Source organism: Rhodococcus sp. JVH1 (genome assembly GCF_000280725.2).
GTDB lineage: Bacteria > Actinomycetota > Actinomycetes > Mycobacteriales > Mycobacteriaceae > Rhodococcus_F > Rhodococcus_F jostii_A.
Window position 1 is genome coordinate 4,494,137 of sequence record NZ_CP166289.1, and the last position, 26,886, is coordinate 4,521,022.

The 26,886-nt window shown below is 66.3% G+C and carries 22 protein-coding genes and 2 pseudogenes; 13 read left to right on the forward strand and 11 right to left on the reverse strand.

Going from position 1 to position 26,886, the window contains the following annotated elements; translation table 11 throughout:
• Positions 1-4 precede the first annotated feature (4 nt).
• The 5 genes and pseudogenes from JVH1_RS20760 to JVH1_RS20780 form a co-directional block, all read right to left on the reverse strand.
• Positions 5-424, reverse strand: a complete 420-nt coding sequence (locus tag JVH1_RS20760) for a hypothetical protein (RefSeq protein WP_009476271.1) — start codon at positions 422-424, stop codon at positions 5-7.
• An 18-nt stretch (positions 425-442) separates the two neighbouring features.
• Positions 443-586, reverse strand: a pseudogene (locus JVH1_RS20765) (hypothetical protein); the annotation flags it as partial.
• Between the two features lie 20 nt (positions 587-606).
• Positions 607-930: pseudogene (locus tag JVH1_RS20770) on the reverse strand (recombinase family protein); the annotation flags it as partial.
• A 120-nt stretch (positions 931-1,050) separates the two neighbouring features.
• Positions 1,051-1,860, reverse strand: a complete 810-nt coding sequence (locus JVH1_RS20775) for an IclR family transcriptional regulator (protein ID WP_043780012.1) — start codon at positions 1,858-1,860, stop codon at positions 1,051-1,053.
• Entirely contained in the window at positions 1,857-2,666 is an 810-nt protein-coding gene (locus JVH1_RS20780; RefSeq protein ID WP_157174026.1) for an IclR family transcriptional regulator, read from the reverse strand. The genes JVH1_RS20775 and JVH1_RS20780 overlap by 4 nt, the downstream gene beginning before the upstream one ends.
• A 226-nt stretch (positions 2,667-2,892) precedes the next feature.
• Here JVH1_RS20780 and JVH1_RS20785 point away from each other — a divergent pair, with 226 nt between their 5' ends.
• The 11 genes from JVH1_RS20785 (at position 2,893) to JVH1_RS20835 (ending at position 16,044) form a co-directional block, all read left to right on the forward strand.
• A complete protein-coding gene (locus tag JVH1_RS20785) occupies positions 2,893-4,782 on the forward strand; it encodes a PEP-utilizing enzyme (protein WP_009476269.1) in 1,890 nt (629 codons plus the stop codon).
• A gap of 49 nt (positions 4,783-4,831) precedes the next feature.
• Positions 4,832-5,935, forward strand: a complete 1,104-nt coding sequence (locus tag JVH1_RS20790; RefSeq protein ID WP_009476268.1) for a PEP/pyruvate-binding domain-containing protein — start codon at positions 4,832-4,834, stop codon at positions 5,933-5,935.
• Entirely contained in the window at positions 5,932-6,453 is a 522-nt protein-coding gene (locus JVH1_RS20795; protein ID WP_009476267.1) for a biotin/lipoyl-containing protein, read from the forward strand. The genes JVH1_RS20790 and JVH1_RS20795 overlap by 4 nt, the downstream gene beginning before the upstream one ends.
• On the forward strand, positions 6,450-7,841 hold the full coding sequence (locus JVH1_RS20800) for a biotin carboxylase N-terminal domain-containing protein (protein ID WP_009476266.1): 1,392 nt from the start codon (positions 6,450-6,452) through the stop codon (positions 7,839-7,841). Before JVH1_RS20795 ends, JVH1_RS20800 begins: the two co-directional genes overlap by 4 nt.
• Positions 7,838-9,421, forward strand: coding sequence for an HMGL-like family protein (locus JVH1_RS20805; protein WP_009476265.1), 1,584 nt, complete (start codon positions 7,838-7,840; stop codon positions 9,419-9,421). Before JVH1_RS20800 ends, JVH1_RS20805 begins: the two co-directional genes overlap by 4 nt.
• On the forward strand, positions 9,418-10,308 hold the full coding sequence (locus JVH1_RS20810; RefSeq protein ID WP_009476264.1) for an HAD-IIA family hydrolase: 891 nt from the start codon (positions 9,418-9,420) through the stop codon (positions 10,306-10,308). The genes JVH1_RS20805 and JVH1_RS20810 overlap by 4 nt, the downstream gene beginning before the upstream one ends.
• Positions 10,309-10,321: 13 nt before the next feature.
• Positions 10,322-12,394, forward strand: a complete 2,073-nt coding sequence (locus tag JVH1_RS20815) for an acetoacetate--CoA ligase (RefSeq protein ID WP_009476263.1) — start codon at positions 10,322-10,324, stop codon at positions 12,392-12,394.
• On the forward strand, positions 12,391-13,284 hold the full coding sequence (gene couO / locus JVH1_RS20820) for a 4-hydroxyphenyl-beta-ketoacyl-CoA hydrolase (RefSeq protein ID WP_371113015.1): 894 nt from the start codon (positions 12,391-12,393) through the stop codon (positions 13,282-13,284). The genes JVH1_RS20815 and couO overlap by 4 nt, the downstream gene beginning before the upstream one ends.
• Before the next feature lie 340 nt (positions 13,285-13,624).
• A complete protein-coding gene (locus JVH1_RS20825) occupies positions 13,625-13,819 on the forward strand; it encodes a hypothetical protein (protein ID WP_009476261.1) in 195 nt (64 codons plus the stop codon).
• Positions 13,820-14,744: 925 nt separating this feature from the next.
• Positions 14,745-15,269 carry a hypothetical protein gene (locus tag JVH1_RS20830; RefSeq protein WP_237735204.1) on the forward strand — a complete coding sequence of 175 codons (525 nt, stop codon included), beginning with the start codon at positions 14,745-14,747 and terminating at the stop codon, positions 15,267-15,269.
• A 280-nt stretch (positions 15,270-15,549) separates the two neighbouring features.
• Positions 15,550-16,044, forward strand: a complete 495-nt coding sequence (locus tag JVH1_RS20835; protein ID WP_043780000.1) for a hypothetical protein — start codon at positions 15,550-15,552, stop codon at positions 16,042-16,044.
• 120 nt (positions 16,045-16,164) lie between these two features.
• Here the strand turns inward: JVH1_RS20835 and JVH1_RS20840 are convergent, their stop codons facing one another.
• Both JVH1_RS20840 and JVH1_RS20845 read right to left on the reverse strand, forming a co-directional pair.
• Positions 16,165-16,761 (reverse strand): hypothetical protein, encoded by a 597-nt coding sequence (locus tag JVH1_RS20840; RefSeq protein ID WP_237735203.1) that lies wholly within the window; start codon positions 16,759-16,761, stop codon positions 16,165-16,167.
• Between the two features lie 649 nt (positions 16,762-17,410).
• Entirely contained in the window at positions 17,411-17,614 is a 204-nt protein-coding gene (locus tag JVH1_RS20845) for a cold-shock protein (RefSeq protein ID WP_009476254.1), read from the reverse strand.
• A 470-nt stretch (positions 17,615-18,084) separates the two neighbouring features.
• Here JVH1_RS20845 and JVH1_RS20850 point away from each other — a divergent pair, with 470 nt between their 5' ends.
• Positions 18,085-18,516 (forward strand): MerR family transcriptional regulator, encoded by a 432-nt coding sequence (locus JVH1_RS20850; protein WP_337460553.1) that lies wholly within the window; start codon positions 18,085-18,087, stop codon positions 18,514-18,516.
• Between the two features lie 390 nt (positions 18,517-18,906).
• Here JVH1_RS20850 and JVH1_RS20855 read toward each other — a convergent pair whose 3' ends face one another.
• Genes JVH1_RS20855 through JVH1_RS20870 form a run of 4 tightly spaced genes read right to left on the reverse strand, consistent with a single transcriptional unit; the run spans position 18,907 to position 24,150 of the window.
• Positions 18,907-20,601: an ABC transporter ATP-binding protein gene (locus JVH1_RS20855; RefSeq protein ID WP_009476251.1), complete on the reverse strand. Its 1,695-nt coding sequence runs from the start codon at positions 20,599-20,601 to the stop codon at positions 18,907-18,909.
• Positions 20,602-20,613: 12 nt separating this feature from the next.
• Entirely contained in the window at positions 20,614-21,546 is a 933-nt protein-coding gene (locus JVH1_RS20860; protein ID WP_043779998.1) for an ABC transporter permease, read from the reverse strand.
• Complete coding sequence (locus JVH1_RS20865; RefSeq protein WP_043779997.1) at positions 21,543-22,502, reverse strand: ABC transporter permease; 960 nt, start codon at positions 22,500-22,502, stop codon at positions 21,543-21,545. Before JVH1_RS20865 ends, JVH1_RS20860 begins: the two co-directional genes overlap by 4 nt.
• A gap of 43 nt (positions 22,503-22,545) precedes the next feature.
• Positions 22,546-24,150, reverse strand: coding sequence for an ABC transporter substrate-binding protein (locus tag JVH1_RS20870; RefSeq protein WP_009476250.1), 1,605 nt, complete (start codon positions 24,148-24,150; stop codon positions 22,546-22,548).
• A 346-nt stretch (positions 24,151-24,496) separates the two neighbouring features.
• On the opposite strand from JVH1_RS20870, the gene JVH1_RS20875 reads away from it, so the two are divergent.
• The gene (locus JVH1_RS20875; RefSeq protein ID WP_009476249.1) at positions 24,497-26,869 is read left to right on the forward strand and encodes an arylsulfatase; all 2,373 of its coding nucleotides are present in this window, start codon (positions 24,497-24,499) and stop codon (positions 26,867-26,869) included.
• Positions 26,870-26,886 lie beyond the last annotated feature (17 nt).

Below are 26,886 nucleotides of genomic sequence, written 5' to 3' on the forward strand. Positions count from 1 at the left end.
CATGTCATGCGTGGTCCGGGCACAAGAGATCGGGTGTGACCGTCCATCCGGCTGCGGTGAGCCATTGTTGAACCGGCTTGGCTAGATCGCCGTCCTCCGCGAGCTCGGCGAATTGACCGGCGAGAATGGGACCGTCGCCGCAGACACTGCAGGCGAGGTCGAACGCTGGTTGCCCGGGTTCACAGTGCCGGCAATGCTGTCGACCGATCACTGTTTTGCGGCGATCGGGATCTGGGTAGAGCCAGATCACCGCCAGGTCAGCGCGTTGATGCGCTGCCTCGGCGCGAGTGGTCGGCTCGGGGCCGCAGGTAGGGCATATCCGCGATGTTGGTGCAGGTGGGTCGATGATTTCCTGCGTGACCGGTGCGATGGCCTGCCGCTTGTTCAGATGCCCATACACCGTGGTGCGCGGCACTTTCAGCATGTCGGCGATCTGGGCGACGGTGTGTTGCCCGGCGTCGTATAGGCGTTGAGCGAGTTCGATCTGGTCTGGGCTGAGCCTCGAGGGCCGGCCACCCTTCCGGCCGCGGGCCCGGGCAGCGGCGAGCCGTCGCGGGTGTTGGCCACGATCAGCTCGCGCTGGAATTCGGCCAGGACCGACAACATGCCGAACATCGCGCGGCCCTCTGCAGTGGCGGTGTCGATCCCTTGCTCGAGCACCTTCAGACCGATGCCGCGCTCGCGCAGATCGGCGCCGAGCGTGATCAGGTGCAGCATCGACCGCCCGAGCCGGTCGAGCCGGGTGATCACCAGGACGTCGTCCGCGCGGAGCCGCTGCAGCACCAGATCGAGTTGAGGGCGTGACGCTTTCGCCCCGCCCGCGTGGTCGACGTGGATGTTCTCGGCGACGACACCGGCGCGGCGCAGCGCATCGACCTGGTGGTCAGGGTTCTGGTCAGCGCTGGACACCCGCGCGTAGCCGATCAGCATGTGTCGACAATGCCGGCGGCTGGGGGTTTTTCGACATAGGTTCTCGACACGGATTGTCGACGCGATTTCCCGTCGATTTCCCGGGTCAGAGCGGGTGTCGGCAAACCCGTTATTCGACCGTTATGGGGTGTCGTCTTGGGTGAGGCCGTTGAGGCCTGGGTAGGCGTTTCCTGCGGTCTGTTCCAGTCGGGTGGCGAGGCCGTGTGCTGCGTGCACGAGCGATGGAAGGTATTGGGATAGGTCGTCGCGCAGCGTGTAGCTGACGATGCCGATGGCGGCTTTCACCAGTCCGTTGACTTGCACTGGGACGGCGACCGATGTTGAGCCCCAGTGATATTCCTGGTGGCTTTCTGCGTATCCGCGCTGCCGGATTTGGGCGAGTTGGCGGGAGAGTGCGCGGCGGTCTGTGATGGTCTCCGCGGAATAGCTGGTCAGCGGCATTGCGAGTATGGCGTCGATGAAGGATTCGTCGCTGAAGGCGAGCAGCGCTTTGCCCACGCCGGTCGCATGGAGCGGGATTCTGGCGCCGATGCGGCTCTGTACGGGCACGGATTCTTCCGATGTCAGCTTTTCGACGTAGATGGCGTCGGTTCCGTCGCAGACGGCAAGCTGCACTGTCTCGCGGCAGTCGTATTGGAGGTTGAGGAGAAACGGCATGGCCGTTTCGCGGAGTCGGCCGTGAACGGGGGTGAGGAGCCCCATTTCCCAGAGTTTCACCCCGAGTCCGTACCGACCTGCGTGGTCGCGGTCGAGGAATCGGCCGTCCTCGAGTTCGCCGGCGAGGCGGTACACCGTGGCGACGGGAAGTCCCGCGCGGCGTGCGAGTTGGCTGAGCGTCAGTAGCGGGTGTTCGAGGTCGAAGGCGGCCAGGACGGCGAGGGCCCGGGCCGTGACGGACTTCGCGTTGCTCTTGTACGGTTCGGCGCTCATCGGTGCTCGCTGTTCGTGTGTGGCTGAGTTTCGGGTGGTGCGGCGGTCGAATGGCGATCGTCCGAGGAGTTGTTCAGGATGCCGACGAGAGTGCGCGCAACACTTCTCAGTTCGGGCACCAAGGCTTCGGCGGTGACCGGGGGTTTGGTGGTGCCGCTGGGCGGGGGTACGGCGGCCGAGAGAGCCATTGGCGGTCGGCCTTCGGCGTCGAGTCCGACTGCGTAATCCACGGTTCCGTCGGGCCGCACCAGGCGGGCCCAGCCCTGCCGGTGAACGATAGCGAGGGTTTCCTCGAGTCGGTCGAAATGTATTCGCGTCAATGGCAGCGAGCTCCGGACGGCCGGGGTCAGTGACGTCATGATCAGCTGTCCGGCGGCGCAGTCGTGCAACGGCAGCGTCAAGCCCGGGCCGCCGCCGGCGGAGCTGCCGCCGTGCGCGAGGACTTCTTCGACGCACAGCGCATTCTGGCCGTTGTAGACGAACACCCGGATCATGGCTCCGGAGCGAGCGGCGAGACGAACCAGGAGCGGGCGGGTGCCCATCCCGATCACATCGTGGGTGGGAGCCAGGATGCCGAGCTCCCAGATCTTCGGGCCGATGCTGTACCGGCCGTCGCCGCCGCGCTCGACCGCGGCCATGGCCTCGAGCCGGTCGAGAAGACGGAACGTGGTGGCGACCGGCAGACCCGTGCGACGCGAGATCTGGGACAGCGTCATGCGCCGATGGGTGATGTCGAAGGACATCAGAACCGCGAAGGCGCGTTCGGTCACCGACTTTCTGGGGGTGCCGGGTGGTGACGCCGTCATGAGGTCCACCTTTCTGCCTTCCGGGTCTTGCGCTCAACTCGCACCCTAGACGCCTTTCCACTGTGTGAAAAGAGTCGACAGGCTTTCCCGCCGGTAAGGGCTTTGAACTGCGGATCGTCAGGTTCCTTTTCGTTCAGTGAAAAGCTTTCTGGTGGCCTGGGTCACAAGCGGCACACACTGTGATCCACGTTCCGGGCACTGAGCCCTTTGGTATGGAGGAGAAGTTATGACGACCACCGAGAGCGAGCGGAACTCGATTCCCACGTCGCAGCCGGCACCGGATGCGCGCCATTTCCCGGACCCGTACGAGATCACCACCCCGGAGGGGGCGGAGGGCTGGGAGGAGATGTACGCCTACCACAACCGGTTCCTGGGCTCGCGGCGCGCGGAGGACTCGACGAAGACCTGGTTCCGCAATTCGTTGCACTACCCGGAGGTCTCGTACCCGTTCGATCAGGCGATGGTCGATGGCGCCTTCACCGGCACGGGCGTGACGAACACCCGTGTCTTCGCGCTGCCGCCGGCCAAGGGCCTGGATGTGCGGATCGTCAACGGGTACACCTACATGTCCACCCTGCCCAGCCCGGATTCGGACGAGCAGGCCCGCCGTGCGGAGGAATTCGCCGAGCGCGCCGGGTATTACTTCCAGAACTGGGACACCCTCTACGCCGAGTGGGAGGGCCGCGTCACCGACGCGATCCGTGGTGTGCACGCACTGGAGGTCCCCGCGCTGTCGGAGTTCGAGCCGATCGAGCGCGTCCTCGAGGACCGCGGTCCCACCCAGGGCAACCAATTGCTGGCGGCGTATCACCGCCTCCTCGAGTACGGCGACCAGATCTGGACGCTGCACTCGGAGTTCCTGAATCTCGGCTACGCCGCGTACCTGCAGTTCCTCACCCTGTGTAAGGAACACTTCCCGGAGATCGACGACCAGACGATCTCCCGGATGGTCAGCGGTGTCGACGTGTTGCTCTTCCGCCCGGACGACGAACTGCGCGCCCTGGCACGCAAGGCCGAGGAACTCGGGGTCGGGGACATCGTCCGGGCCGCCACCACCGAAAAGGACTTGACCGACGGGCTCGGCGGCACCGACGCCGGAAAGGCGTGGCTCGCCGCCCTGGAGGAGAGCAAGGACCCGTGGTTCTACTTCTCCTACGGGTCGGGGATGTACCACTCGCACCGCAGCTGGATCGACGACCTGAGCTTGCCGATTCAGGCCATCGGTGACTACCTCGACCGCCTGCGAAAAGGCGAGGACCTCACCCGCCCCCTGGAAAGGCTGCAGGCCGAGCGTGATTCGGTGGTCGAGCACTACCGTTCACTGCTCGACGAGGAAGACCTGCCCGGCTTCGACGAGGCGCTGGGGTTGTCGCGGACCGTGTTCCCCTACGTGGAAAACCACAACTTCTACGTCGAGCACTGGTTCCTCACCAACTTCTGGAACAAGACCCGCGAATTCAGCCGGCTCCTGTGCAAGTGGGGCTTCTGGGACGACGTGGAGGACATCTTCTTCCTCCGCCGCGCCGAGGTCGAAGAAGCGATCGTGGACCTGCAGATGGCATGGGGTGCCGGCGGTAAGCCGCAGGGCGGCTTCCATTGGCCACAGATCATCGAGCGCCGCATGGAAATCTACGCCGCGCTCGACGCGTGGAACCCGCCGCCGGCCCTCGGCCCGGTCCCGCAGGAGGTGAGCGAGCCGCTGACCATCATGCTCTGGGGCATCACCCCGGAAACAGTCGAACGCTGGCTGACCGCCCAGGACGGCGGCGGAAATAGCAACACCCTGTCGGGCTTCGCGGGTTCGCCCGGCGTCGCCGAGGGCCCCGCCCGCGTCGTGCTGCGCCCGGACCAGCTCGACACCGTCCAGGAAGGCGAGATCCTCGTCGCCCCGGTCACCAGCCCGAGTTGGACTCCGGTATTCGGCCGGATCCGCGGAGCGGTCAGCGATATCGGCGGCATCATGTGCCACGCCGCGATCGTCTCCCGCGAATACGAGCTGCCCGCTGTGGTCGGCACCGGTTTCGGCACCTCGACCATCAAGACGGGCCAGTTGATTCGCGTCGACGGCAACACCGGCACCGTCACCATCCTCGACGAGGCCGCTGACGCCTCCTGATCGACTCTCGGCGGCCACCACCACCGAAGCACTGAAAAGGAACAAGACCGTGGGTAAGTACACGAAGAAATTCAACGAGGTCCGCTCCACCGACCGCCCGCTGGTGGGCGGCAAGTGCGCCAGCCTCGGCGAGATGGTCCAGGCCGGACTTCCGGTACCGGACGGATTCGCCGTCACGATCGATGCGTACGAGGACTTCCGGGACGACTCGGATCTGCGCACCGAACTGAGAAACCTGGTCTTCGGCGTCGATCCGGACAGCTCGAAGTCGCTGCAGGACGCCCACGATCAGGCTGTGGCCCTGGTCCTCGGGAGGAACCTGCCGGCCGCGATCGAGGACGAGATCCGCGAGGCGTATCTCGCCCTGTCCCGGGAGACCGCCCGTCGTCGCGGCACCGGGGACACCGACCGTATCCCGGTGGCGGTGCGGTCCTCGTCCGTCGACGAGGACGGGGACGCGGCCAGCTTCGCCGGACAGCAGGAAACCTACCTCTGGGTGGTCGGCGCCGACGACGTGATCGCGAAGGTCCGCGAGTGCTGGGCGAGCCTGTACACCCCGCAGGCCATCGCCTACCGCGCCGGGATGTCCGAGACGGATGCCGCCGAGGCGTCCAAGATCTCGGTCGCGGTGCAGCTGATGGCCGACGCCGACGTCGCGGGGGTGACGTTCACGGTCAGCCCGCGCACCGGCGACCGGTCCGTGATCGCCATCAACGCGAGCTGGGGACTCGGACAGTCCGTGGTCTCCGGGGAGGTGACGCCGGACGAGTACTGGCTGACGAAGATCGGGCCCGCCCTCACCAGCAGCCGGATCGCGTCGAAGGAACACGAATACGTGCCCGCCCCGGACGGCACCGGTGTCATCTTCCGGGAAGTCGACGAGGCCCGCCGCGAGGTCTCCTGCCTCAGCGACAGCGAACTGATGCAGCTCGCCGAAATCGGGTTGCTGGTGGAGGAACACTACGGCTGCCCCCAGGACATCGAGTGGGCCCTCGAGCACGACAGCGACGGCACCAGCCGGGTCATGCTGCTGCAGTCCCGCCCGGAAACCAACTGGAAAAAGCGTAAGGAAGAAAAGAGCAAGCGCACCTCGAGCGCCACATCCAACCTGCTCGGGTTCGTATCCGCCGCAGCGAAGGGACAGACCCGATGAGCACCGACACCACCCCGAGCTGGCAGGACATCCTCGACCTGGTCACCCAGCTCGACGACGGCAACTACGACACAGCCGCCGTCGAATTCGGAGACGTCTCCGTCCGCCTCTCCCGCACCGGCGACCTCCCCGCACCCGCCGCAGCCCCGGCGACAGCGACAGCGTCGACCGGAACCCTGCCCGCGCCAGCGCAACCCGCTGCCGCGGCGGCGCCCACCGCGCCCGCACCGGTAGAAGTCGAGGAAACTCCGGCACCACCCACACCGGAGGGAACCACCGTCCCCGCACCCATGATCGGCGTCTTCTACCGGTGCCCCTCCCCGGGCGCACCCCCCTTCGTCGAACCGGGCGAGCGCGTCGAACCCGACACCACCATCGGCATCATCGAGGTGATGAAGCTGATGAACCCGGTCACGGCCGGGGTGTCCGGCACCCTGACCGAGATCCTCGTCAAGGACAACGAGCAGGTCGAATACGGGCAGCCGCTCGCCGTCGTCACCGAGGCAGGCACGCCATGACCATCAGTGACACGACGAAGCAGCCGGTGGTCCTGATCGCCAACCGCGGCGAGATCGCCGTGCGGATCGTCGCCGCCGCCCGCCGCATCGGCGCCAGCCCGGTCCTGGCGGCCAGCACCGCCGACATCGGCTCACGGGCCGCGCAACTGGCGGACCGGGTCATCGTCATCGGCCCCGCACAGGCGGGTCAGTCGTACCTGCGGCCGGAGTACGTCGCCGAGGCCGCGGTGCACGCCGGCGCCGACGTCGTCCACCCCGGCTACGGATTCCTCAGCGAGCAGCCCGAACTCGCCGAACTCCTCGAAGCCGAGAACATCGCCTTCGCCGGCCCGCGCCCCGAGACCCTGCGCGCCGTCGGCGACAAGAGCAGCGCCCGCAAGGTGGCCGTCGCCGCAGGTGTTCCGGTCGCACCCGCGACCGAGATCGACGACGTGAACAACGTGGTGCCGCTCGCCGAATCCATCGGCTACCCCCTGCTGATCAAAGCGGTGCACGGCGGCGGTGGCCGCGGCATCCGCCTGGTCACCGGCCCCGAGGACCTCGCACGGCTGGCCCCGCAGGCCGCAGCCGAGGCCCAGGCCGCGTTCGGAAACGGCGCGCTCTACCTCGAGCGCTTCTACCCCGCGGCCCGGCACGTGGAGGTGCAGGTGTTCGGGGACGGGCAGGGCGGCGCGCAGATCTTCGGGGACCGGGACTGCTCCGTGCAGCGCCGGCATCAGAAACTCATCGAAGAATGCCCCGCCTGGGGCCTCACCGAAAGTCGGCGCACCGTCTTGCACGACTCCTCCCGCGCACTGGTCCAGGCCCTGTGCTACCGCGGCGCCGGCACCGTCGAGTTCCTCGTCGACACCGAATCCGAGGACGTCGTCTTCCTGGAAATGAACGCCCGCATCCAGGTCGAACACCCCGTGACCGAGGAGGCCTACGGAATCGACCTGGTCGCAGCCCAGCTTCGCCTGGCCCTCGGGCAGGACCCGCAGCTGCCCGACGTTCCCCCGGTGCCGCCGGCCGCCGTCATCGAGTTGCGGATCAACGCCGAGGATCCGGACAACGACTTCCGGCCCAACCCGGGCGTCATCGACCACGTGTCCTGGCCCACTGGGCCCGGTGTACGGGTGGACACCCACATCTACGACGGCTACTCGTTCCCGCCGTTCTACGACAGCCTGATGGCCAAGCTGATCGTCCGCGCCGACACCCGCGACGCCGCTGTTGCGGCAGTACAGGCGGCCGCGCACTCGGTGACCGTCGAGGGCGTCACGACAACACTGCCGCTGCACGCATTCGTGCTCTCACACCCCGATTTCATTCACGGCGGTGTCAGCACATCGTGGTTCGGTCCGATCTGGGAGCAGCACCAAGCCCAGCGAAAGGAAGCACTCCGATGACCACGCTCGTCACCGACCCGACAGCTGCCCGCCCGACCACCTCAGCAGGGCGCCGGAAGCCGATCCGTCTGGTGGACACCAGCCTGCGCGATGGAAACCAGAGCCTGTGGGGCGCGACCGGTTTGACCACCGGCATGGTCGAGGCCGTGGGCCCGTTGCTCGATCAGGTCGGCTTCGAGGCCATCGACTTCACCAGCTCCACCAACCTGTCGATGGGCGTGAAGTGGCACAACGAGAACCCGTGGGAACGGATCTCCCGCATGCGGGCCGTCATGCCCAACACCCCACTGTCCGCCATCACCACCGGCATGCGGTTCATGTCCTGGGAGAAGGCGTCCGAGACCGTTATGCGGATGGCGCTGCGCCTGATGGCACACCATGGCCTGCGCCGTCTGCAGATCGCCGAACCGATGAACGACGTCGAATCCCTGCTCCGGGTCGCCCAGTGGGCGAAGGAAGAGGGGATCGAACAGATCGTCGCGGCGGTGACGTTCACCGAGAGCCCCGTGCACACCGACGAGAGTTACAGCCGAAACATCAAGGCCTACACCGCCAGCAGCTACGTCGATTCGGTCTACGTCAAAGACCCGGGTGGGCTGCTGACTGTCGAACGGACCCGGCAACTGATCCCCGGCGTCCGCGACGCCGCCGGGGAGAAGACTCTGGAACTGCACAGTCACTGCACCACCGGCGCAGCCTCACACCTGTACCTGGTGGCGGCCGAGCTCGGCGTGGACGTCCTGCACACCGGTCTCGGTCCGCTCTCCAACGGCACCGCCCAGCCCGGACTCGAGAACCTGGTCGGCAACCTCGACGCCCTCGGCATCCCGGTGCAGGCCGACCGTGCGGCCGCCACAGCGGCCGCGGACATCCTCTACTCGATCGCCAAATCCCAGAACCTGCCCGCCGGGGCACCGACCGAGTACGACCTGAGCTTCCACGTCCATCAGGTGCCGGGCGGGATGATGGGCACCCTCAAACGCCAGCTCGGCGAACTGCGGATGCTCGAGCAGTTGCCCGCCGTCATCGAGGAAACCGGCCGCGTGCGCGCCGACCTGGGCTACCCCATCATGGTCACCCCGTTCAGCCAGTTCGTCGGCAGCCAGGCGCTGATGAATGTGCTCGCCGCCCAGTCCGGGCAAGAGCGCTACAGCCGGATCCCCGACGAAGTGGTGCGGTTCGTGCTGGGCCACTTCGGCACCCCCGAAGGCGAGATCGCACCCGAGGTCCTCGAGAAGGTGTCGGCGCTGCCCCGCGCCCGCGAACTCGACAAGAAGGTGCCCGAACCCACCCTGACGGAACTGCACGAGGAGTACGCCCGCCGCTTCGGCCGACAATTGCCCGAGGAGGAACTGCTGCTGCGGATGGTGCTTCCGCAGGACCAGGTCGACTCCATGCTCGCCGCCGGACCGGCTCCACGCTGGTCCCCGACCGGCACCACCGGGCAGGGTGCCCCGGTCACCACCATCGCCGAGTTCATCCGCGCCGCCCACGAACTTCCCCGCTGGAAGTACCTCGCCGTCAACCGCGGCACCGAACGAGTCGAACTGCGCCGCAACACCACCGGAGGAACCCAGTGAACCGCGACGAACTCCTTACCCGGCTCGCCGATGTCCGCGGCGTCATGTTCGATATCGACGGCTGCCTCGTCATCTCCGACGGCCCCAGCGGAAAGGGCGGACGGGCACTGCCCGGCGCTGACGAGGCCATCGATCTGGTCCGCCGCACCGGCCGGAGCATGGCCGTGTTCACCAACGGCTCCATGCAGACACCCCACCAGATCGCCGAATCGCTGCGCTCCCTCGATCTGGACGTCCGCGACGAGGAGGTCCTCACCCCCGCGGTCGTGGCCGCCGAAACCATGCAGATCCTGCATCCGGGCCAGCCCCTACTCGTGTTCGGCGGGCCCGGAGTCCAACACGACTTCCTCACCCGCGGCCTCGACGTCGTCGACCTCGATCGCGCCCTGGCCGGGGAACCGACGAACGCCGCCGCGGTCGTCATCGGTTGGGACGTCGAATTCGGCCGGAACAAGCTGCAGATCGCCGCCGAAGCCGTCCTGGACGGCGCCCCGATCTACTGCACCTCCGACGCACGCTCCTTCGCCTCCGAACACCGCCTGAACGTCGGAGTATCGGGCTTCATCGCCGCGGGCCTGAGCCACGTCACTCAGCGCCCCTACCGCGTACTCGGCAAACCTGCCCCCGAGGCATTCGAGGTCCTGACCCGACACCTGCAGGTCGCTCCCGAACAGATGCTGATCATCGGCGACGACCTCACCCTCGAATGTGCGATGGCACGCCGGGGCGGTGCGCTGGGTGCCCTGGTGACCACCGGAACGCATTCGGCGGCCGACGCGGATCAGGCACCGCCCGAGCACCAACCCGACTTCGTCATCGGCGCCCTCGGCGAGTTGCTGGAACTGCTCGCGGCGGTGCCTGAGCGCGCCCCCTCCCGGCTCGGATAGACAAGGACCAACGATGTCACCTCTCAGCGAGTCCACCGCTGGCCGGCCCGTCACGTGGCAGCCCACCGTTCGACAACAACAACAGTCCAGACTCTGGGACTTCATGACCTGGGTCGGTGAGCACCGGCGCGTCCACCTGACCGACTATCGCGCTCTCTGGCAGTGGTCCGTGCAGGACCTGTCCGCCTTCTGGGACTCGGTCCGCGAATACTTCGGGGTCCTCGGCGACGGATTCGACGGACCCGCCCTGGCCGAGGAACGGATGCCCGGCGCCCGCTGGTATCCGAACGCGACACTGAACTTCGCCGAAAACGTTCTGCGGCACGCCCAGGACCCCGCCCTCGCCGGCACCACCGCACTGTTGACCGTGACCGAGGAGAACGCCGTCACCGAGCTCACCTGGCGGCAACTCGAGGCCCAGGTCGCCTCCCTGGCCGGGCACCTGCGACGGCTCGGTGTCGAACCGGGAGACCGTGTCGCAGCGGTACTGCCGAACCTGCCCGAGGCCATCATCGGACTGCTGGCGACCGCGAGCATCGGTGCGATCTGGACCATCAACTCACCCGACCTGTCCGCGGCCGCCACCCTCGACCGCCTGCGCCAGCTCGAACCGCAGATCCTGATCGGAGTGGACGGCTACCGCTTCAACGGAAAGGACTTCGACCGGCGCGAGCACCTGACAGCGGTGGAAGCCGGCCTGCCCAGCGTCCGGCACACCATCGTCGTCCGCAACGCGTATCCGGCCGCACCCGAACCGGACTGCGCCCGAATCGCCTTCGCGGACCTGGTCAACGATACCGCCGACGCCGACTACCACCGCGTCGCGTTCGACCATCCGCTGTGGATCCTGTTCTCCTCCGGCACCACCGGCGCACCCAAGGGCATCGTCCACGGACACGGCGGCATCACCCTGGAGGCCTTGAAGGGCACCGGCCTGAACCAGGACATGGGCCCCGGCGACCTCTACTACGTCGCCGCCAACACCTCCTGGATGGTCTGGAACACCCTGGTCAACAACCTGATGTCCGGAGCATCGGTGGTCACCTACGCCGGCTCACCGATGTTCGGCCGCAAGGACCGCCAGTTCGAGATCATCGCGCTGACCGGCGCCACCATGTTCGCCACCGGCGCCGCCTACCTGTGCGTGGTGGAAAAATCCGGTCTGCAACCCCACACGGACTGGGACCTGTCCCGCCTACGCGCGATCCTCTCCACCGGATCCCCGCTCCCGGACTCCACCTGGCTCTGGGTCCACGAACACGTCAAACCCGATGTGCACCTCGGCTCCGACTCCGGCGGCACCGACATCTGCAGCGGCTTCATCGGATCCAACCCGCTCGAGCCGGTGCACCTCGGCGAGCTGCAAGGCCCGTTGCTGGGCGTCGCCGTCGAGGCGTGGTCAGAGACCGGAGACCGGGTCGTCGGCGACGTCGGGGAAATGATCATCACCCGCCCGATGCCCTCGATGCCGGTGTTCTTCTGGGGCGACACCGACGGAGCCAAGTACCGCAGCTCGTATTTCGAGAAGTTCCCCGGTGTCTGGACCCACGGAGACTGGATCACCGAAACCACCGACGGCACGTTCGTGGTGCACGGCCGATCCGATGCCACCCTCAACCGGGGCGGAGTCCGGCTCGGCAGCGCCGACATCTATGCCGCACTCCAACACGTTCCCGAAGTGTCGGACTCGTTGGTGATCGGCCTCGAACAACCGAACGGCGGCTACTACATGCCGCTGTTCGTGACGCTCGCCCCCGGCGTGCGGTTGTCCGCCGAACTCGACGCCAGAATCCGCAGCACCATTCGGGAACACACCTCGCCGCGACACGTCCCGGACGAGATCATCACCGCACCCGCCATCCCGATCACACATGCCAACAAGAAGATCGAGGTACCGATCAAGAAGCTCTTCGCCGGGCACAATCCGGACACCGCCGTCAACCGCGGGTCACTGGCCAACCCCGAGGCCATCGACTGGTACATCGATCAAGCCCACACGTTCCGCGCCGCCCAAGAAACCACCCGCACCGAAGCACCTGCGGGCGAGTCGAACACACAACTTCCCGAGGGGGCAAACGCCCGATGAGCACCAAGTACGAGTACGGCATCGACTTCGACAAGATCGACGCCATCGACATCCACACCCACGTCGAGATCGACGGCTGCGGGCACCGGTCCCTCGACGACGAACTGATGGCCGCCTCGGAGAAGTACTTCAAGTCCGGCGAGGAACGCACCCCGTCCATCGACGCGATCGCCGACCACTACCGTGCCCGCAACATGGCCGCGGTCGTGTTCACCGTCGACGCGGCCTCGGCCAGCGGACACCCCACCAACTCGGTCGAGGAGATCGCCGAGGGCGCGGCCCGCCACAACGACGTCCTGATCCCCTTCGGATCCGTCGACCCCTGGCAGGGCAAGGCGGCCGTGCGGCGCGTGCACCGGCTCGTCGACGACTACGGCGTGAAGGGGTTCAAGTTCCACCCCAGCATGCAGGGATTCGAACCGAACGACCGGCAGTTCTACCCGCTCTACGAGGCCATCACCGAGGCCGGGGTCCCCGCCCTGTTCCACACCGGTCAGACCAAGATCGGCGCCGGGCTGCCCGGCGGCCACGGCATCAAACTGCGCTACTCCGACCCGATGCTGCTCGACGACGTCGCCGCCGACTTCCCCGACCTCACCGTGATCATGGCGCACCCGTCGGTGCCGTGGGTCGACTCGCAGATCTCCATCGCCACCCACAAGGCCAACGTCTTCATCGACCTGTCCGGGTGGTCGCCGAAGTACTTCCCGCCGCAGCTGGTCAAGGCCGCCAACAGCATGCTCCGCGGCAAGGTGCTGTTCGGCTCCGACTTCCCCGTCATCCAGGTCGACCGCTGGATGAAGGACTTCGCGAACCTCGACATCAAACCCGAGGTCGCGCCCCTGATCTTCAAGCAGAACGCGCTGCGCGTTCTCGGCATCAAGCACTGAATCGCCTTACCGCTGCCTACAGGACTACCTCAGTGTGAGGGGAAGCCCGGCCGCTTCGGCACGCCGGATCCGTTCCTCCATGTCGCCGGGATCGTCGCCCCGAGCGAGTCCAGTACGGGTTAGCGCCGGCGATCTCGCGCTACCCGCCAGTGCCTAAAGCGCGGCGCGGCGGATCTCTGGGGTCGAGGCGCCGGATGACGTACAGCAAGCGGAGACGGGCGATGAAGCAAGCGCAGTGATCAGTCCCATCTGGACTTGGCGGCAGCACATCTTGCTCGGAGCTCGAACCCAGCGATACTTGGTGGCTTGACACCGAAACCGGACGGGTTAGTCATGTCTTATGACCGAGAATCCGGGAACCCGCGCGGGTATGACAACTGGCGACACGGTGATGCTCCACCCTCAAGGGGTCTCGAAGTTCAAAATCCTCAGCATCGATGAGGAAGGCCATGCACTCATCGAGTCCCTACTGGACAGCCCAGGAAAATACGCCTTCAGCGTCGCGGTGAAGTTTCTCGTCCCGGCGCAGTCCTGATCGTCTGAAGGCCAGGGATCACCAGGTGTCCCGGTCGGACGTTCGGCCCGCCTGCGGACTCCCTCCGAGGCTAAATATCGGAGGGACGATCCACTCTGACAACCGCGACGAGCAACAGGTCGCCACTCACTGCCCAGACCGGTGATCTGATCACGGTTCCTGATCTGCGGTGTTCCGCGGATTGGCAGGTGCGTGGCGGCCTGTTTCTCTTTACGATCTGGGGTGAATCCGCCATCACTCGGCCTGCACCTATGGGGCCCACTCATTGGGTAGCTGTACCGATCCGCCTCCGGCGGTCGATACACAGCGCAGGAGGTGCGCTTCCATTCAACTGAGCCCGTTTCCGACCAAGGAGTTCGCCATGTTGGACCTGGGATTTTTCTACGCTTTCCCTGAGATCACGGCTGCCATCGTGGCACTAGGGAACGCAGTGCGGTGGTGGCAGTCGCTTCCATTCAACTAACCCCGGAGGTGATGACGTGATTCCGATCCCCCGTCGCCGCGTGCGATACGTAGTTGTCGGGGCCAACTTCAACGTGTGGAGGACGCCATGGACGACCTGAGTGTTTGGGGCATTCCCGAGTGGGCGCAGCCCGCCTTCTATGCGATCGCCAACGGTCTGGCACAGATCGCGTACTGGTGGTTCAGCGTCACGTGAGCAGCGTGAACATACGCTTGACGAATCGGCTGGTCTTCCGCATACCCACGTGCACAAAGGATTGCGTTGTCATTCACGTGATCGACCCGCATGCAAGTGGTCACCGTGTAACGCGGGGGCGACAGCTGGATGGTGTGGACACCTTGGCTGGTGCCTATCGTTCTCTGGTGGAACTCCTGGCACTGACCCAGTACCTATCGCCCGCCGCCGGCGCTGTCCTGAGCCTTCTACCTGCGTAGCTCCCAGGTCACGGGCACAATCGGGCGTATGCGTCTGATCGCGCCCATGCTGGCCACGGCCGGTGCCCTCCCGGCCAACACGGACCGTCCGTGGAGTTTCGAGATGAAGTACGACGGGTGCCGGATGCTGGCCTCGGTGGGCGGCTGCGAGCCGGTGCTGTGGACCCGCGCCATGAACGTGGTGACACCCTCGTATCCGGAGATCGCCGAGGCATTGACAGCGGCGTTCGGCGGCCGCGGACGCATCGTTCTCGACGGCGAGGTCGTCGTACTTGATCACGGCCGGCCCTCGTTCGGACTGCTTCAGCGCCGCATGGGGATTGCACACGCGACGAAGCCGTTGCAACGACGAATCCCTGTGACATTCTTACCCTTTGACGTCCTGGCGTTCGACGACCTGGACCTCATGAGCGCGCCGCACCTGGATCGGCGGGCGGAGCTTGCTGAGCTGGATTCGGTCATCCAGGACGTCGGCGGCCTGCCCATCACCGTTCCTCTGCACTGGGAAATCAGAGCAGTTGAATTATGCCGATTTCCGCGAAAAGTGCTGTAATGGAGGGAATTTGGGTCGAATGGTCGACATCAATCTGCCTTCCGGGCAGCGGAGCCGATCCTGGATCAAGCACGCAATCAGGACTCGCAGATCGGTTTTGGCGATCGGCTTCGTCGGCTCCAGTCGGCCGGTTGCCGTGCTGATCCTCGGAGCGTACGACGCTACTGGTAATGCGGGATATTCAAACCTGCGGAGTGCCGATCGATGATGGAGAGCAAACCAGGGAGTCGGTTTTGCACGCGCTTGTCACGTTGCGTCGACTTGGGGCGATAGCTGGATCATGAGGGTGAGGAAAGCCGCGATAGGTACCAGCGCTCTTGTCGCGATCGCAACCATCGCCGGCGCCTGCTCGCCCGAGGACACCGAAACACGCGATCCGACCGTCTTCGTCCAATCCACACAGTTCGCACCGCCGCCGTCGCCGATCACCGATCTCGTGCCCACCGCCGAGCAACTGACCGCCCTGTACAACGCCACCACCAACTACTCCATACGCGAGGAGGACCGGGCGCGACTCCTGGATGGTCCCAGCGACCAGACCCTGCCGATCGCGCGGGCCTGGGGAGCCCAGCCCTCACCCCAATACATCCAATTCACCGCCGTGGAACCCGTCGGCCCAGAGATGGTCAACGCGACTGGGCAGGGCCACATCGAAGGCATGGAACCGTACGCGGTGGGACCAATTCCCTTCGTGCGTTTCAACAACGAGTGGAAGCTCTCCCGCGTCTTCATCTGTGGCGGATTGTTTCTCGCCGCACCACAGGTCTGCAGCTGAGGCTTCGCCCGGCACGCGCAACCGGTCTATTCAGATCGGTGACCGTTGCCGATCGGTGACTGATCACCGATCTTTCCCTGCTGGCGGATCATCAGGCCAGCATTCATGCGGACGGTGCCTTCAGGGGTACGAGTACTCGCGTACGAGTTCGGGGTGTTTGGCGCGCAGATAGAGGCTGACGAACTCGTTCCGGTCCTCTGCAATCCACGCCCACCCACGTCTGTCCCACTTGGCGAGGTCGGCAATGACGTCTGCGACGGTGATCGTGCCGTTCTCGCTGTTGTGCAGTACGACTGTGGGATCGTCCCAGTCGATGGCCGCCGCTTCGGTGTCGAGTGTCCCGTGGGCGGCGATGACGGCGAGGTCCGCATCCTCCGAGAAGGTCCCGAATTGGACCCGGCGTTGAAAATCGTTGTCCACGAACATGTCGACGTCGAGGGCAGCGACCAACCAGTGGAGGGGATGAGCAGGTGCTGCCACCAGGACCGCGGTCACGGGGACTCTCGGATGATGGTCGGATTCCGTCGGTACGGTTCCGACGACGATGGCGATCCGGTTGTCGGCAACGGCGATCGGTGCACCGTCGAGACCGCGGTGGTAGGGCCGATCAACGGTGACAAATTTGTGGTCGTAGCGGCCGGCGAGTAGTTCTTCGAGCAGAGGGCCCGTCGTGTTGCGGGCAATCTGCCACCGGTCGCGTCGAGCGACGGCCTCCATCACAATGCTGACGCATGCAATCAGGTGTCCGAGGCGGCCGCCTTGAAAGCGGTTCTCCATCACAATGCCGCGGTCGACGACCCCGCTAGGACGATGCTCGGCGTCGACCGGTTGGTCCCGTGCTGGGTGGTCGAGCGGAACGGTATGCGCATTTCATGCCCCAAGTTCTCGGTGAACCGCGACACGAAGGTCGCGGACTCGGGGTCACCTATGGACCACGGTACCCGCAGAGTGCCTTGGTCTCGGCGGCGCTGTCGTGAGGGCTACGTGCTTGGGCAGCCGACGCGGCGTTCCGACAAGGGATCCCGGTCGTATGAAGTGTGGACAGGCTCAGACCGGACCACCTCTACAGGACACCAGCAGGTCAGGAGCTTCCGGTCACGGTGCGGCTTCCGGAACGCGCCAGTGAGGGTTCGGTATCGGTCTCAGTCATCGAGGCCGTTGAGCCCACTACTTCGTCGGACCCCACGCGAACAACGAGCGCACTCGAGGCGCTCCCCTCGACCCTGATCAAAAGGTCACCCCGGACAGCGACCCCATCAATCCGCTGCCCTCGCAGTCCACCGGATCTATGACCTATGCCGCAGGCCCGTCCTCATCCGGCTGTCGAATGGGGACCGCACCCATCGGGTGCGGTCCCGCAGACTAGTTAGACAGGCCGCACATTTGTGGCCTGCGGGCCCTTCTGTCCCTGGCCCACCTCGAACTCCACACGCTGGTTCTCGTCGAGCGACTTGAAACCGCTGCCCGAGATTTCCGAGTAGTGCACGAAGACGTCCGGAGTTCCGTCGTCGGGCGCGATGAAACCGAAGCCCTTCTCGCCGTTGAACCACTTCACAATGCCCTGCGCCATGCCGATACTCCCTGAATGTCGATCCGGGCACTCACATCGAATTCCCGATCTCGATACCACTGATCCTGCCACCCCGACGACGGATCGGGACGACCGCACCTGATCTGAGGAAGCGGACATCTCGACGCCTACTGCGACTGCCGACCTCGTCGTCCGTCATCGATCACCGAGAGCCGGGCCGTCGAGCGACCGGCCGCCGACGTGGACAGAAAAGCTGGCGGGTGCGAAATCCCCGGTCTACCGCTCCAGAATATCTGTAGTGGTGACTGTAGACATTGAAGTGTCGCTGTTGTAGAGTTCCTCTCGTCGCAAGGAAAGAGTTCACGAGGTGCGGGAGAGGATGAACTGCCCGCAGAGCAGTACCGCAAGAGACGGATGTGCCGGGCAAGGGTTGATGTGAGTGTGTAAGGCCCCGGGCACGTCCGGCGGCGGCCGGGCGGCACGAAGGCCCGACAGCCGGCAAAAGTGCAGTGAACAAGGAAATGAAACCGGCCCCCGGTGCCTCACGGCGCCGGGGGCCCTGTCCGTTGGAAAGGTGTCCCCCCATTCAGGAAGACTCGCCCGACCGTGACCCGGCCGGGAAGTTCGACGACGAGGACTACCCGGCCTACAGCATGGGTCATGCCGCTGAGATTCTCGGCGTGACACAGGCATTCCTGCGCAGCCTCGATGCCGCGAAGCTGCTCACCCCCGGGCGCTCGGAGGGCGGCCATCGCCGCTACTCCCGATACCAGCTGCGTCCCGCCGCCCGAGCCCGCGAACTGATCGACCAGGGCACCGCGCTCGATTCCGCGTGCCGCATCATCATCCTCGAAGATCAACTCGCCGAGGCCCGACGCATCAACGCCGAACTCCGAAACACCGACCGCCTCGAGTCGGATCACGGCCCCGCATCCGGCTGAAACACCGCCGCCCCTTCGGAACACCAGTCGAGGTCCATTCCTCGGGAAGCCGCCCATCCACTCGGCGACCTCACCTCGGGCCTTTGCGAGAACGGACTGTTCGCATCAGCCCAGACCACACCATGCGAGGCGTCGGCGTGCGGTCCCGCTAAACCATCCGCTGACGGATGGCGGCAAGGCTGAGGATTCCGACAAGTTCGTGAGAATCACGCACTGACACGACGTTGAGAACCCGCAGGTTGTAGGCCCAGAAAGTGACTCCGAGCTGTGGAACCTAATTGGCGATGTCCCACTTACCGTCCCGTTGCGGAAAGGGTCAACGGACTACCTCTACTGGACAAGGGCGGGTCACCAGCGTCCGGTAGTGGCGCCGCGTTCGGAACGTGCCGATCAGCGTTCATCTATCGGCCGTCTGGATTTCGGAGGTCGGGATAGTGACTCAGAGCTCGTCGCTCGTCGCCGGGCACGCTGTGCCACGGGGTCCGGGATCGGGAGAGCGGCCACGAGTCGCCGGGTGTAGTCGTGCTGAGGGTGGTTCAGCACGGTCGTGGCGGGGCCGGTCTCGACCAGCTGTCCGGCCCGGAGCACGGCGACCGTGGTGGACACCCGCTCGACCACGGTGAGGTCGTGGCTGATGAACACGGCCGCGAAGCCGAGCTCACGCTGGAGGGTGGCGAACAGTTCGAGCACGTCGGCCTGCACGGAGACGTCCAGGGCGCTGGTCGGTTCGTCGGCGATCAGCAGGGTGGGTTCCAGCACGAGGGCCCGGGCCAAAGCGACCCGTTGACGCTGCCCGCCCGACAACTCGGACGGCAGCCGTGTGGCGAACGACGTCGGCAGCCTTACCGCGTCCAGCAGGTCGACAACCTTCTTGCGTCGCTCGGCGCGGGTGCCGACCCGGTGGATGTCGAGGGGCTCGGCGATGCTCTCCTCGAGCGTGAAGCGGGGATCGAGCGAGGCGGCGGGATCTTGCGGCACGAACGCCAGCCGACGACGCAGTTCCCGCAGCGCGGATCCGCGGGTGGCGGCGACATCTCGGCCGTCGACGCTGATCGCCCCGGTCGCCGGAGCAATCAATCCGGCGATCGTGCGACCCAAAGTGGTCTTTCCCGAACCGGATTCGCCGACCACGCCGAGCACCTCACCCGCGGCCAGCTTCAATGACACGTTATCGAGCGCGCGGAACGCCGCCTGACCGCGCCGACCTGGGTAGACGACCGACACGGTGTCGACGTCCAGGACCGGTGTGCCTGCTTCTTCGACCTCGGCGACCGGTTCAGCAACGTCGCTCGGCTGCGGAAGTCGGAGGACCGAGTCCAGCAGGTGCCGGGTGTACTCGTGCTCGGCTCGAGCGAAGATCTCGGTGACCTCACCGCGTTCGACGACCTCGCCGAGCTGGAGTACCACCACGCTGTCGGCGATATCGGCGACGACACCCAGGTTGTGGGTGATCAGCAGGATGCCGGCGTTCGTGCGGTCCCGCAGCCGTCGGAGCAGGGAGAGGATGTCGGCCTGCACCGTGACGTCGAGCGCGGTGGTGGGTTCGTCGGCCAGGAGCAGGACGGGGTCGTTGGCCAGGGCCAGTGCGATGACCACACGCTGCTTCTGGCCGCCGGAAAGTTGGTGCGGGTAGTAGTCGATGCGTTTGTCCGGCTCCGGGATCTCCACCAGGGTCAGCAGTTCGATGGCGCGTTCGCGCAATTGCTTTCGGCCCGAGTGGCCGTGGGCACGCAGGGCCTCACCGATCAGCCAGCCGACCGTGCGCACAGGATTGAGCGCCGTCTGCGGCTCCTGGAAGACCATCGCGACCCGTCCGCCGCGGATGGCTTCGAGTTCGCGTTCGGATGCGCCGAGCACCTCGACGCCGTCGACCTTCACGGAGCCGGTCGCGTGTGCGGTGTGCGGGAGTAGTCCCATCGCGGCGCGGGCAGTGATCGACTTGCCGGATCCGGATTCGCCGACGAGCGCGACGATCTCGCCCCGGTTCACCCGGAGGCCGATGCTCCGGACGGCGGGGCGCGGGTGGCTGAACGCCACCTGCAAGTCCGTCACGTCGAGGGCGGGAGTAGTGGATGCTGCGGTCACGAGGTGTCCTTTCTACAGGCGCCGCACGTGCGCGAATGCCTGGGAGATCAGCAGAAAGCCGAGTGTCAGCAGGGAGACGATCACCAGGGGGCCGACCGCGAACTGCGGGTTGGTTTCGAGATAGCGGTTGCCGTCGCTGAGGATGGAGCCGAGCGACGGAGTCGGTGGCACCACACCGATGCCGAGGAAGCTCATCGCGCTCTCGATGAACACGGCGACCGACATCGACAGTGCCAGTTGCACTCCGAGCGGTTCGATCGAGTTCGGCAGTACGTGCTTGCGCAGAACCCAGCCGGTGCTCGCGCCGGAGACCGCGGCGGCCTCGACGTAGGGAAGTTCGCGCACCTTCAATACAGACGTTCGTATGAGCCGGCCGAACACGGGTATCTCGGCGAGGACGATCACCAGCACGATCGCGCGGACCCCGGGCCCGAGCACGGCGGTCAGGGCGATCGCCAGGACGAGCGCCGGGAACGCGAGGATCACGTCGAAGACGCGCTGCGCGACGACGTCGGTGTACCCCCGGATGCCGGCCACCAGGCCGATCAGTGATCCGAGTAACGCGCCGGCGGGCACCGCGAGGAACACGATCCCCAGGTCGGCCCGGATACCGAACAGCACCCGGGACAACACGTCACGGTTCACGTCGTCGGTGCCCAGCCAGTGTGTGGAACTGGGGCCGAGGAGGAACGACGCGTCCAACTGCTCGTCCGGCGCGAACGGAGCCAGTACCGGGGCCAGCACCCCGAGGAGTACCACGATTCCGACGAGTATCGCGCCGGCCAGACCTCGGCCATGGGTCAGGCTGCGCCACAGCGGTTCCGTGCTGCGGCGTGGATCCCGATCCGCCGGGGTTTCCGGGACCAGGCCGGGCCGCAGGTCCGCGAGGCCACCGGGGGGCAACGCTTCCGATGTCGTCAGATCACGATCGACCAGCTCACTCATGCCTGTCCTCCCAATCGGATACGGGGATCCAGCCAGGCGTGGGCGACGTCGGTGAGCAGCTGCAGCACCACGAACACCGCGACGGAGAGGACCAGCAGCACCTGCACGAGCGGATAGTCACGGCTGTTGATCGCCTCCTCGGTGAGAAGCCCCAGGCCGGGCCAGACGAAGATCGATTCCACGAGGACGGCCCCGCCGAGCAACCCGCCCGCGGTCAGTCCGAGAACGGTCAACACCGACGGCAGCGCATTCGGCAGCGCGTGTGCCAGGACGATGCGGCGACGATTGACACCGATCGACTGGGCCGTCACGACGTACGGTTGCCGCAGCTCGGTGTGCAAGGCCTCCACCAGGAATCGGGTCAGGGCGGCCCCCGCCGGTATCGCCAAGGTGATCGCCGGAAGAACCAGATACTGCGCGGCGATGTCGGGCCGGGTCAGGAACCCGTCGGGTGGGGTCCCACCCGACGGCAGGATCGGCCACAGGATCCCGAACACGAGCACCAGCAGCGTCCCGGTGATGAAGATGGGCAGCGCCGCCGCGATCGAGTTGTTCACCGTCACCACGGCGTCGAGCACCCGATTGCGGAAGATCACCGAAGCGGTGCTGACGACGAGCGCGTACATGACCGCGATCAGCAGCGCGGACGCCGCCAGCACCACGGTGTTCTGGGCACCGTAGGCGATCAGGTCACCGATCGACCCGCCGACGATGTAGGACTTGCCGAGGTCGAAGCGGAACAGGGAACCGAGCCAGGACAGGTACTGCGCCACCAGCGGCCGGTCCAGACCGAGATCGGCGCGCACGGCCGCCAACTGTTCCGGTGAGGCGTCCGCCCCGGCGAGTGTCTCCTCCGGGCTGCCGGGAACCAGGCGGAGGATCGCGAAGATGAGGAGTGAGGCGAGGAAGAGTACGAGGACGGCCGACGGGAGCCGCCTGGCCAGATAGGTCACCATGATGTCGAGTCCTGTGTCGGTGGGTGAGCGGGCGGTCGCCGGATCAGGTGCGGAGCAGGTACGTGGAGTCGAAGCGCGGGTCGTTGGTGCGGGACCAGTCGAACCCGCCGAGGTTGGTGGACACCACGACCTCGGTCTGCACCACCCCGACCTCCACCAGGAACAGCGACTCCAGCAGATCCGCGTTCAGCGCGCGGTAGGCGTCGATCGCCGCGGGTGACGTGGGGTCCTGCTGTTGCCAGGCCGCCACCGCGTGCGCCTGATACTCCGGGTCGAGGAAGTTGGAGGCGTTCTTCACCGCGTTGAACGGGAAGGCGGCCACGGCCAGGGTGGACGGAGTCATCTGCGCGAACCCGTGCTGGGTGACCCACAGCCCCGGGAACTGGCCGGCCACCAGCAGACTGGTCATCTGGGCTGCGTCGGTGGGGATCAGGTCGACGTCGATGCCCACGTCGCGAAGGTTCGCCTGGATGATCTCGGCGATGATCCGCGAGGTGCGGTCGGCGGGGTAGTTCAGCGGAATGGTCGGGACGTCACCGATCTCGGCGACGAGTGCGCGCGCCCGTTCCTCGTCCCGGCCGTAGGTGTTCGCGGTCTGTTCGTCGTAGGCCGGCGAGGTCCGCGGCCACGGCAGGCTCGAGGCGTAGCCCTTGCCGCGGTAGACGTCGGTGAGGATGCGGTCCCGGTCGATCGCGTACGCGATCGCCTGCCGGACCCGTACGTCGTTCAGCGGCTGTGCGGAGACGTTGATCCCGATGTACTGATCGGACTCGGCCCCCTCCAGCACGTGGGAGCGGAACCCGCCCCGGGAGACGGCGAGTTCGGCGTCGAGCGACGGCAGATCGTAGGCGGCGTCGATCTGGCCGGTCCGCAATTTGGTCACGAGCGCCTGAGCGTCGGAGACGACGGCGAACGTCACGCCGTCCAGGTGGGGCGGATCACCCCAGTAGTCGGCGTTGCGGGCCAGCGACAGCGCGACCTTCGGCTGCCAGGAGACGAACGTGAACGGTCCGGTGCCGTTGAACACCCGCCCCTCCTTCAGCCCGTCGACGGTGTCGCCGTCGAGGATGGGCGCGACCGCCAGGAGGTCGAAGATGTTCCCGGTCGGCTGCGAGAGGGTGAGCACGATGCGGTGAGGGTCGCTGGTGTCGAATGCGGTGATCGCTGCCGCGGTGCGCCGGAACTGCGCGTTCCAACTGGGATCGGTGTAGGTCCGCAACGTGAATTCGACGTCTCTCGACGTGAATTCCTTGCCGTTGTGGAAGCGGACATCGTCACGCAGCGCCAACTCCAGACGACGTCCGTCGTCCGACAGCTGCCACGCCGTGGCCAGCCGGGGCTCGGGCTCGAGACTGCCGTGCGGGTATTGGACCAGGGTGTCGAAGACGTTGGCCGAGACCCCGCCGTTGGTGGGGTTGTTGCCCAGCGACAGGAACGTCGCCGGGATCAGGTCGGCACCGACACCGATCAGCGCCGTCCCGCCCGTCGGCACGTCCTCTCCCGGCTGGAGCACCGATTCCGTACCCGACCGCTGCAGGCCGACCGCCGAGGTGCACCCGCTGACCAGCACCACGAGGGCAGCGACAACCGCCGACACGACAAGGCCCCGTCGCCGGTGCGTGGTCGACGTGCGGAAACGAGAAGACATGGCTGTGTCCTAAGGGTCACCCGAAGGGAAGTGGGAAGGGCAGGAGATACGCGGAACCCGTGAACAACCCGGATCGCGTTGTCCGGACGACGAGAGGCGTGAGGGGACGTTCAGCTACGGCAGCGACACCGCATGGAGGCGCGATCGCAGCTGGTCGGGGTACCCATGGGATCGAAGCTAGCACCGGCTCGGAGGCCCGACCAAGTTCGATCAGTGGTTGAAATCTGCATGATTCTAACTACTCGACGGGCCCTTGGGCGACCGTAGTATTTCCCGGATTGCACGGGGAAATATTTCTCCGATTCTGTGGGGAAAGACGCCTCGGATCGTGAAAGGGATTGTGATTGTGACGGATTCGGCAACCAGCGGAGACGGGCAGGGTTCCGGGGGGCAGCAGATCCCTTCGGGCGCGCGAGGGTACGACGGATTCGGCGGACATATCGGGCGGACGAGTGCGGAGTCGACGCCGTGGTGGGCGCCGGAGACGAAAGCCCCCGCCGGTGCGCCGAACATCGTCGTCATCCTCATCGACGACATGGGCTACTCGGACATCGGACCGTTCGGCTCCGAGATCGACACGCCCAACCTGAACCGGCTCGCCGACAGTGGCTACCGGCTGTCGAACTATCACACCACCTCGGTCTGCTCACCGGCTCGCGCGGCGCTGCTCACCGGCCTGAACCCGCACCGCGCCGGCTACGGCAGCGTCGCCAACTTCGATCCCGGCTTCCCCGGCCTGCGGATGGAACTCGCCGACGACGCGCTCAGCCTCGCGGAGATTCTGCGTGCGAACGGGTATGCCACGCACGCGGTCGGCAAGTGGCATCTCGCGCGCGACACCAACCTCGCGCCGGGTCGCACCCGCGACTCCTGGCCCCTGCAGCGTGGATTCGACAGCTACTACGGCTCGCTCGAAGGGTTGAATTCGTTCTACTACCCGAACGAGTTGATCTCCGACAACTCCGTGGTCGACGTCGAGGAGTATCCGTCGGACTACTACGTCACCGACGACATCACGGACAAGGCCGTCTCGCGGATCAAGAGCCTGCGCGCACACGACGCCGACAAGCCGTTCTTCCTGTACTTCTCGCACATCGCGATGCACGGACCGCACCAGGCCAAGCCCGAAGACCTGGCCAAGTACCGCGGCCGCTACACCGAGGGCTGGGACGCAGTGCGACGCAGCCGCTTCGACGCACAGCTCGAGGCAGGCTTCTTCCCGCCCGGCACCCAGATGGCCGAGCGCAACACCGAACCCGGCTACGACGCGCCGCCGTGGGACGAGCTCACCGAAGAGGAGCAGCTGCGGTTCGCCCGGTACCAGGAGGTCTACGCCGCGATGGTCGACAGCATCGACCAGAGCGTGGGGCGGGTGCTCGACACCCTCGACGAACTCGGCGAGACCGACAACACCATCATCGTGTTCACGTCCGACAACGGCGGCACCGCCGAGGGCGGCGCGGCGGGAACGCGTTCGTATTTCAGTCAATTCGTGCACGGACCGGTCCCGTCGGACTGGGTGCGCGACGTTCCGCACGACGAGGAACTGATCGGCTCGGAGAAGATCGGCGTCCACTACCCGCGCGGCTGGGGACAGGCGTCGAATACCCCGTTCCGGTTCTACAAGGGGCAGACGTTCGCCGGTGGAGTCCGGGTGCCGTTCCTGTTGTCCTGGCCGGCGGGTCTCGGGCGCGCCGGCGGCGACACCGGACTGCGCAAGCAGTACTCGTACGTCACCGACATCACCCCGACGCTCCTGGATCTCGCCGGACTCGAAACTCCGAGCCACCGGAACGGGCTTCCCGCCCAGGAGCGCGACGGTGTCAGCATCGCCGACGTTCTGCGGGACGCCGCGCAGCCCACCCCGCACACCGAGCAGTACGCCGAGTTCGGTGGTCACCGCGGGTTCTACCGGGACGGCTGGAAACTGCTGTCGCTGCACACGGATCCGACCCGGGTCGACGATCCGCAGTGGCAACTGTTCGACGTCGAATCCGACCCCGCCGAAACCACGGACGTCGCGCATCTCTTCCCCGAGAAGGTGCGGGAACTCGCCGAGGCGTGGGATCGAGCGGCGTGGCACAACACCGTGTTCCCGATCCTCAACGACCGCAAGGCCGTGCAGCGGCGACCCGACGAGCGTCGCCTCGCGGAGCCGGTGAAGATCCTCGCGGGCACGCCGACGCTGGAACGCTATCGGTCCAGTGTGCTGATCCAGTACCGCGACTTCACCATCGACGTCGCCACCCATGCGATCGCCGCGGGCGACGAAGGTGTGCTCGTCGCGCACGGTGACCCGCACGGCGGATACGTGCTCTACGTCGAGGACGGCCGAATCATGTTCGCGGTCAACAGCTACGGCCGCGTCGCGCACACCTCCGCGCCCCTCGGTGCGGATGTGGTGGGCGTGCAGGTGCGGGCGGAGGCCACCGAATCCGTTCGGTGGAACTTCACCGTCACCCTCACCGACTCGGCCGGGGTCACCACCGACGTGGCCACACTCGACGACCAGTTCCAGCTGGTCGGCATGGCGCCGTGGACCGGGATCTCGGTGGGCGTCGACGCCCGCGGACCCGTCGTGTGGGATCTGAGGGAACGACGCGGAACCTTCCGATTCACCGGCAGACTGCGGTCGGTCACCTACACCCCCGGGCCCGTGCGGGTGCCCGAACCGGTCATCCAGGAGGTCGAGGAGCTGGCCGAGGCCATGGCCGACTGACCGAAGAGGTCGGGCGC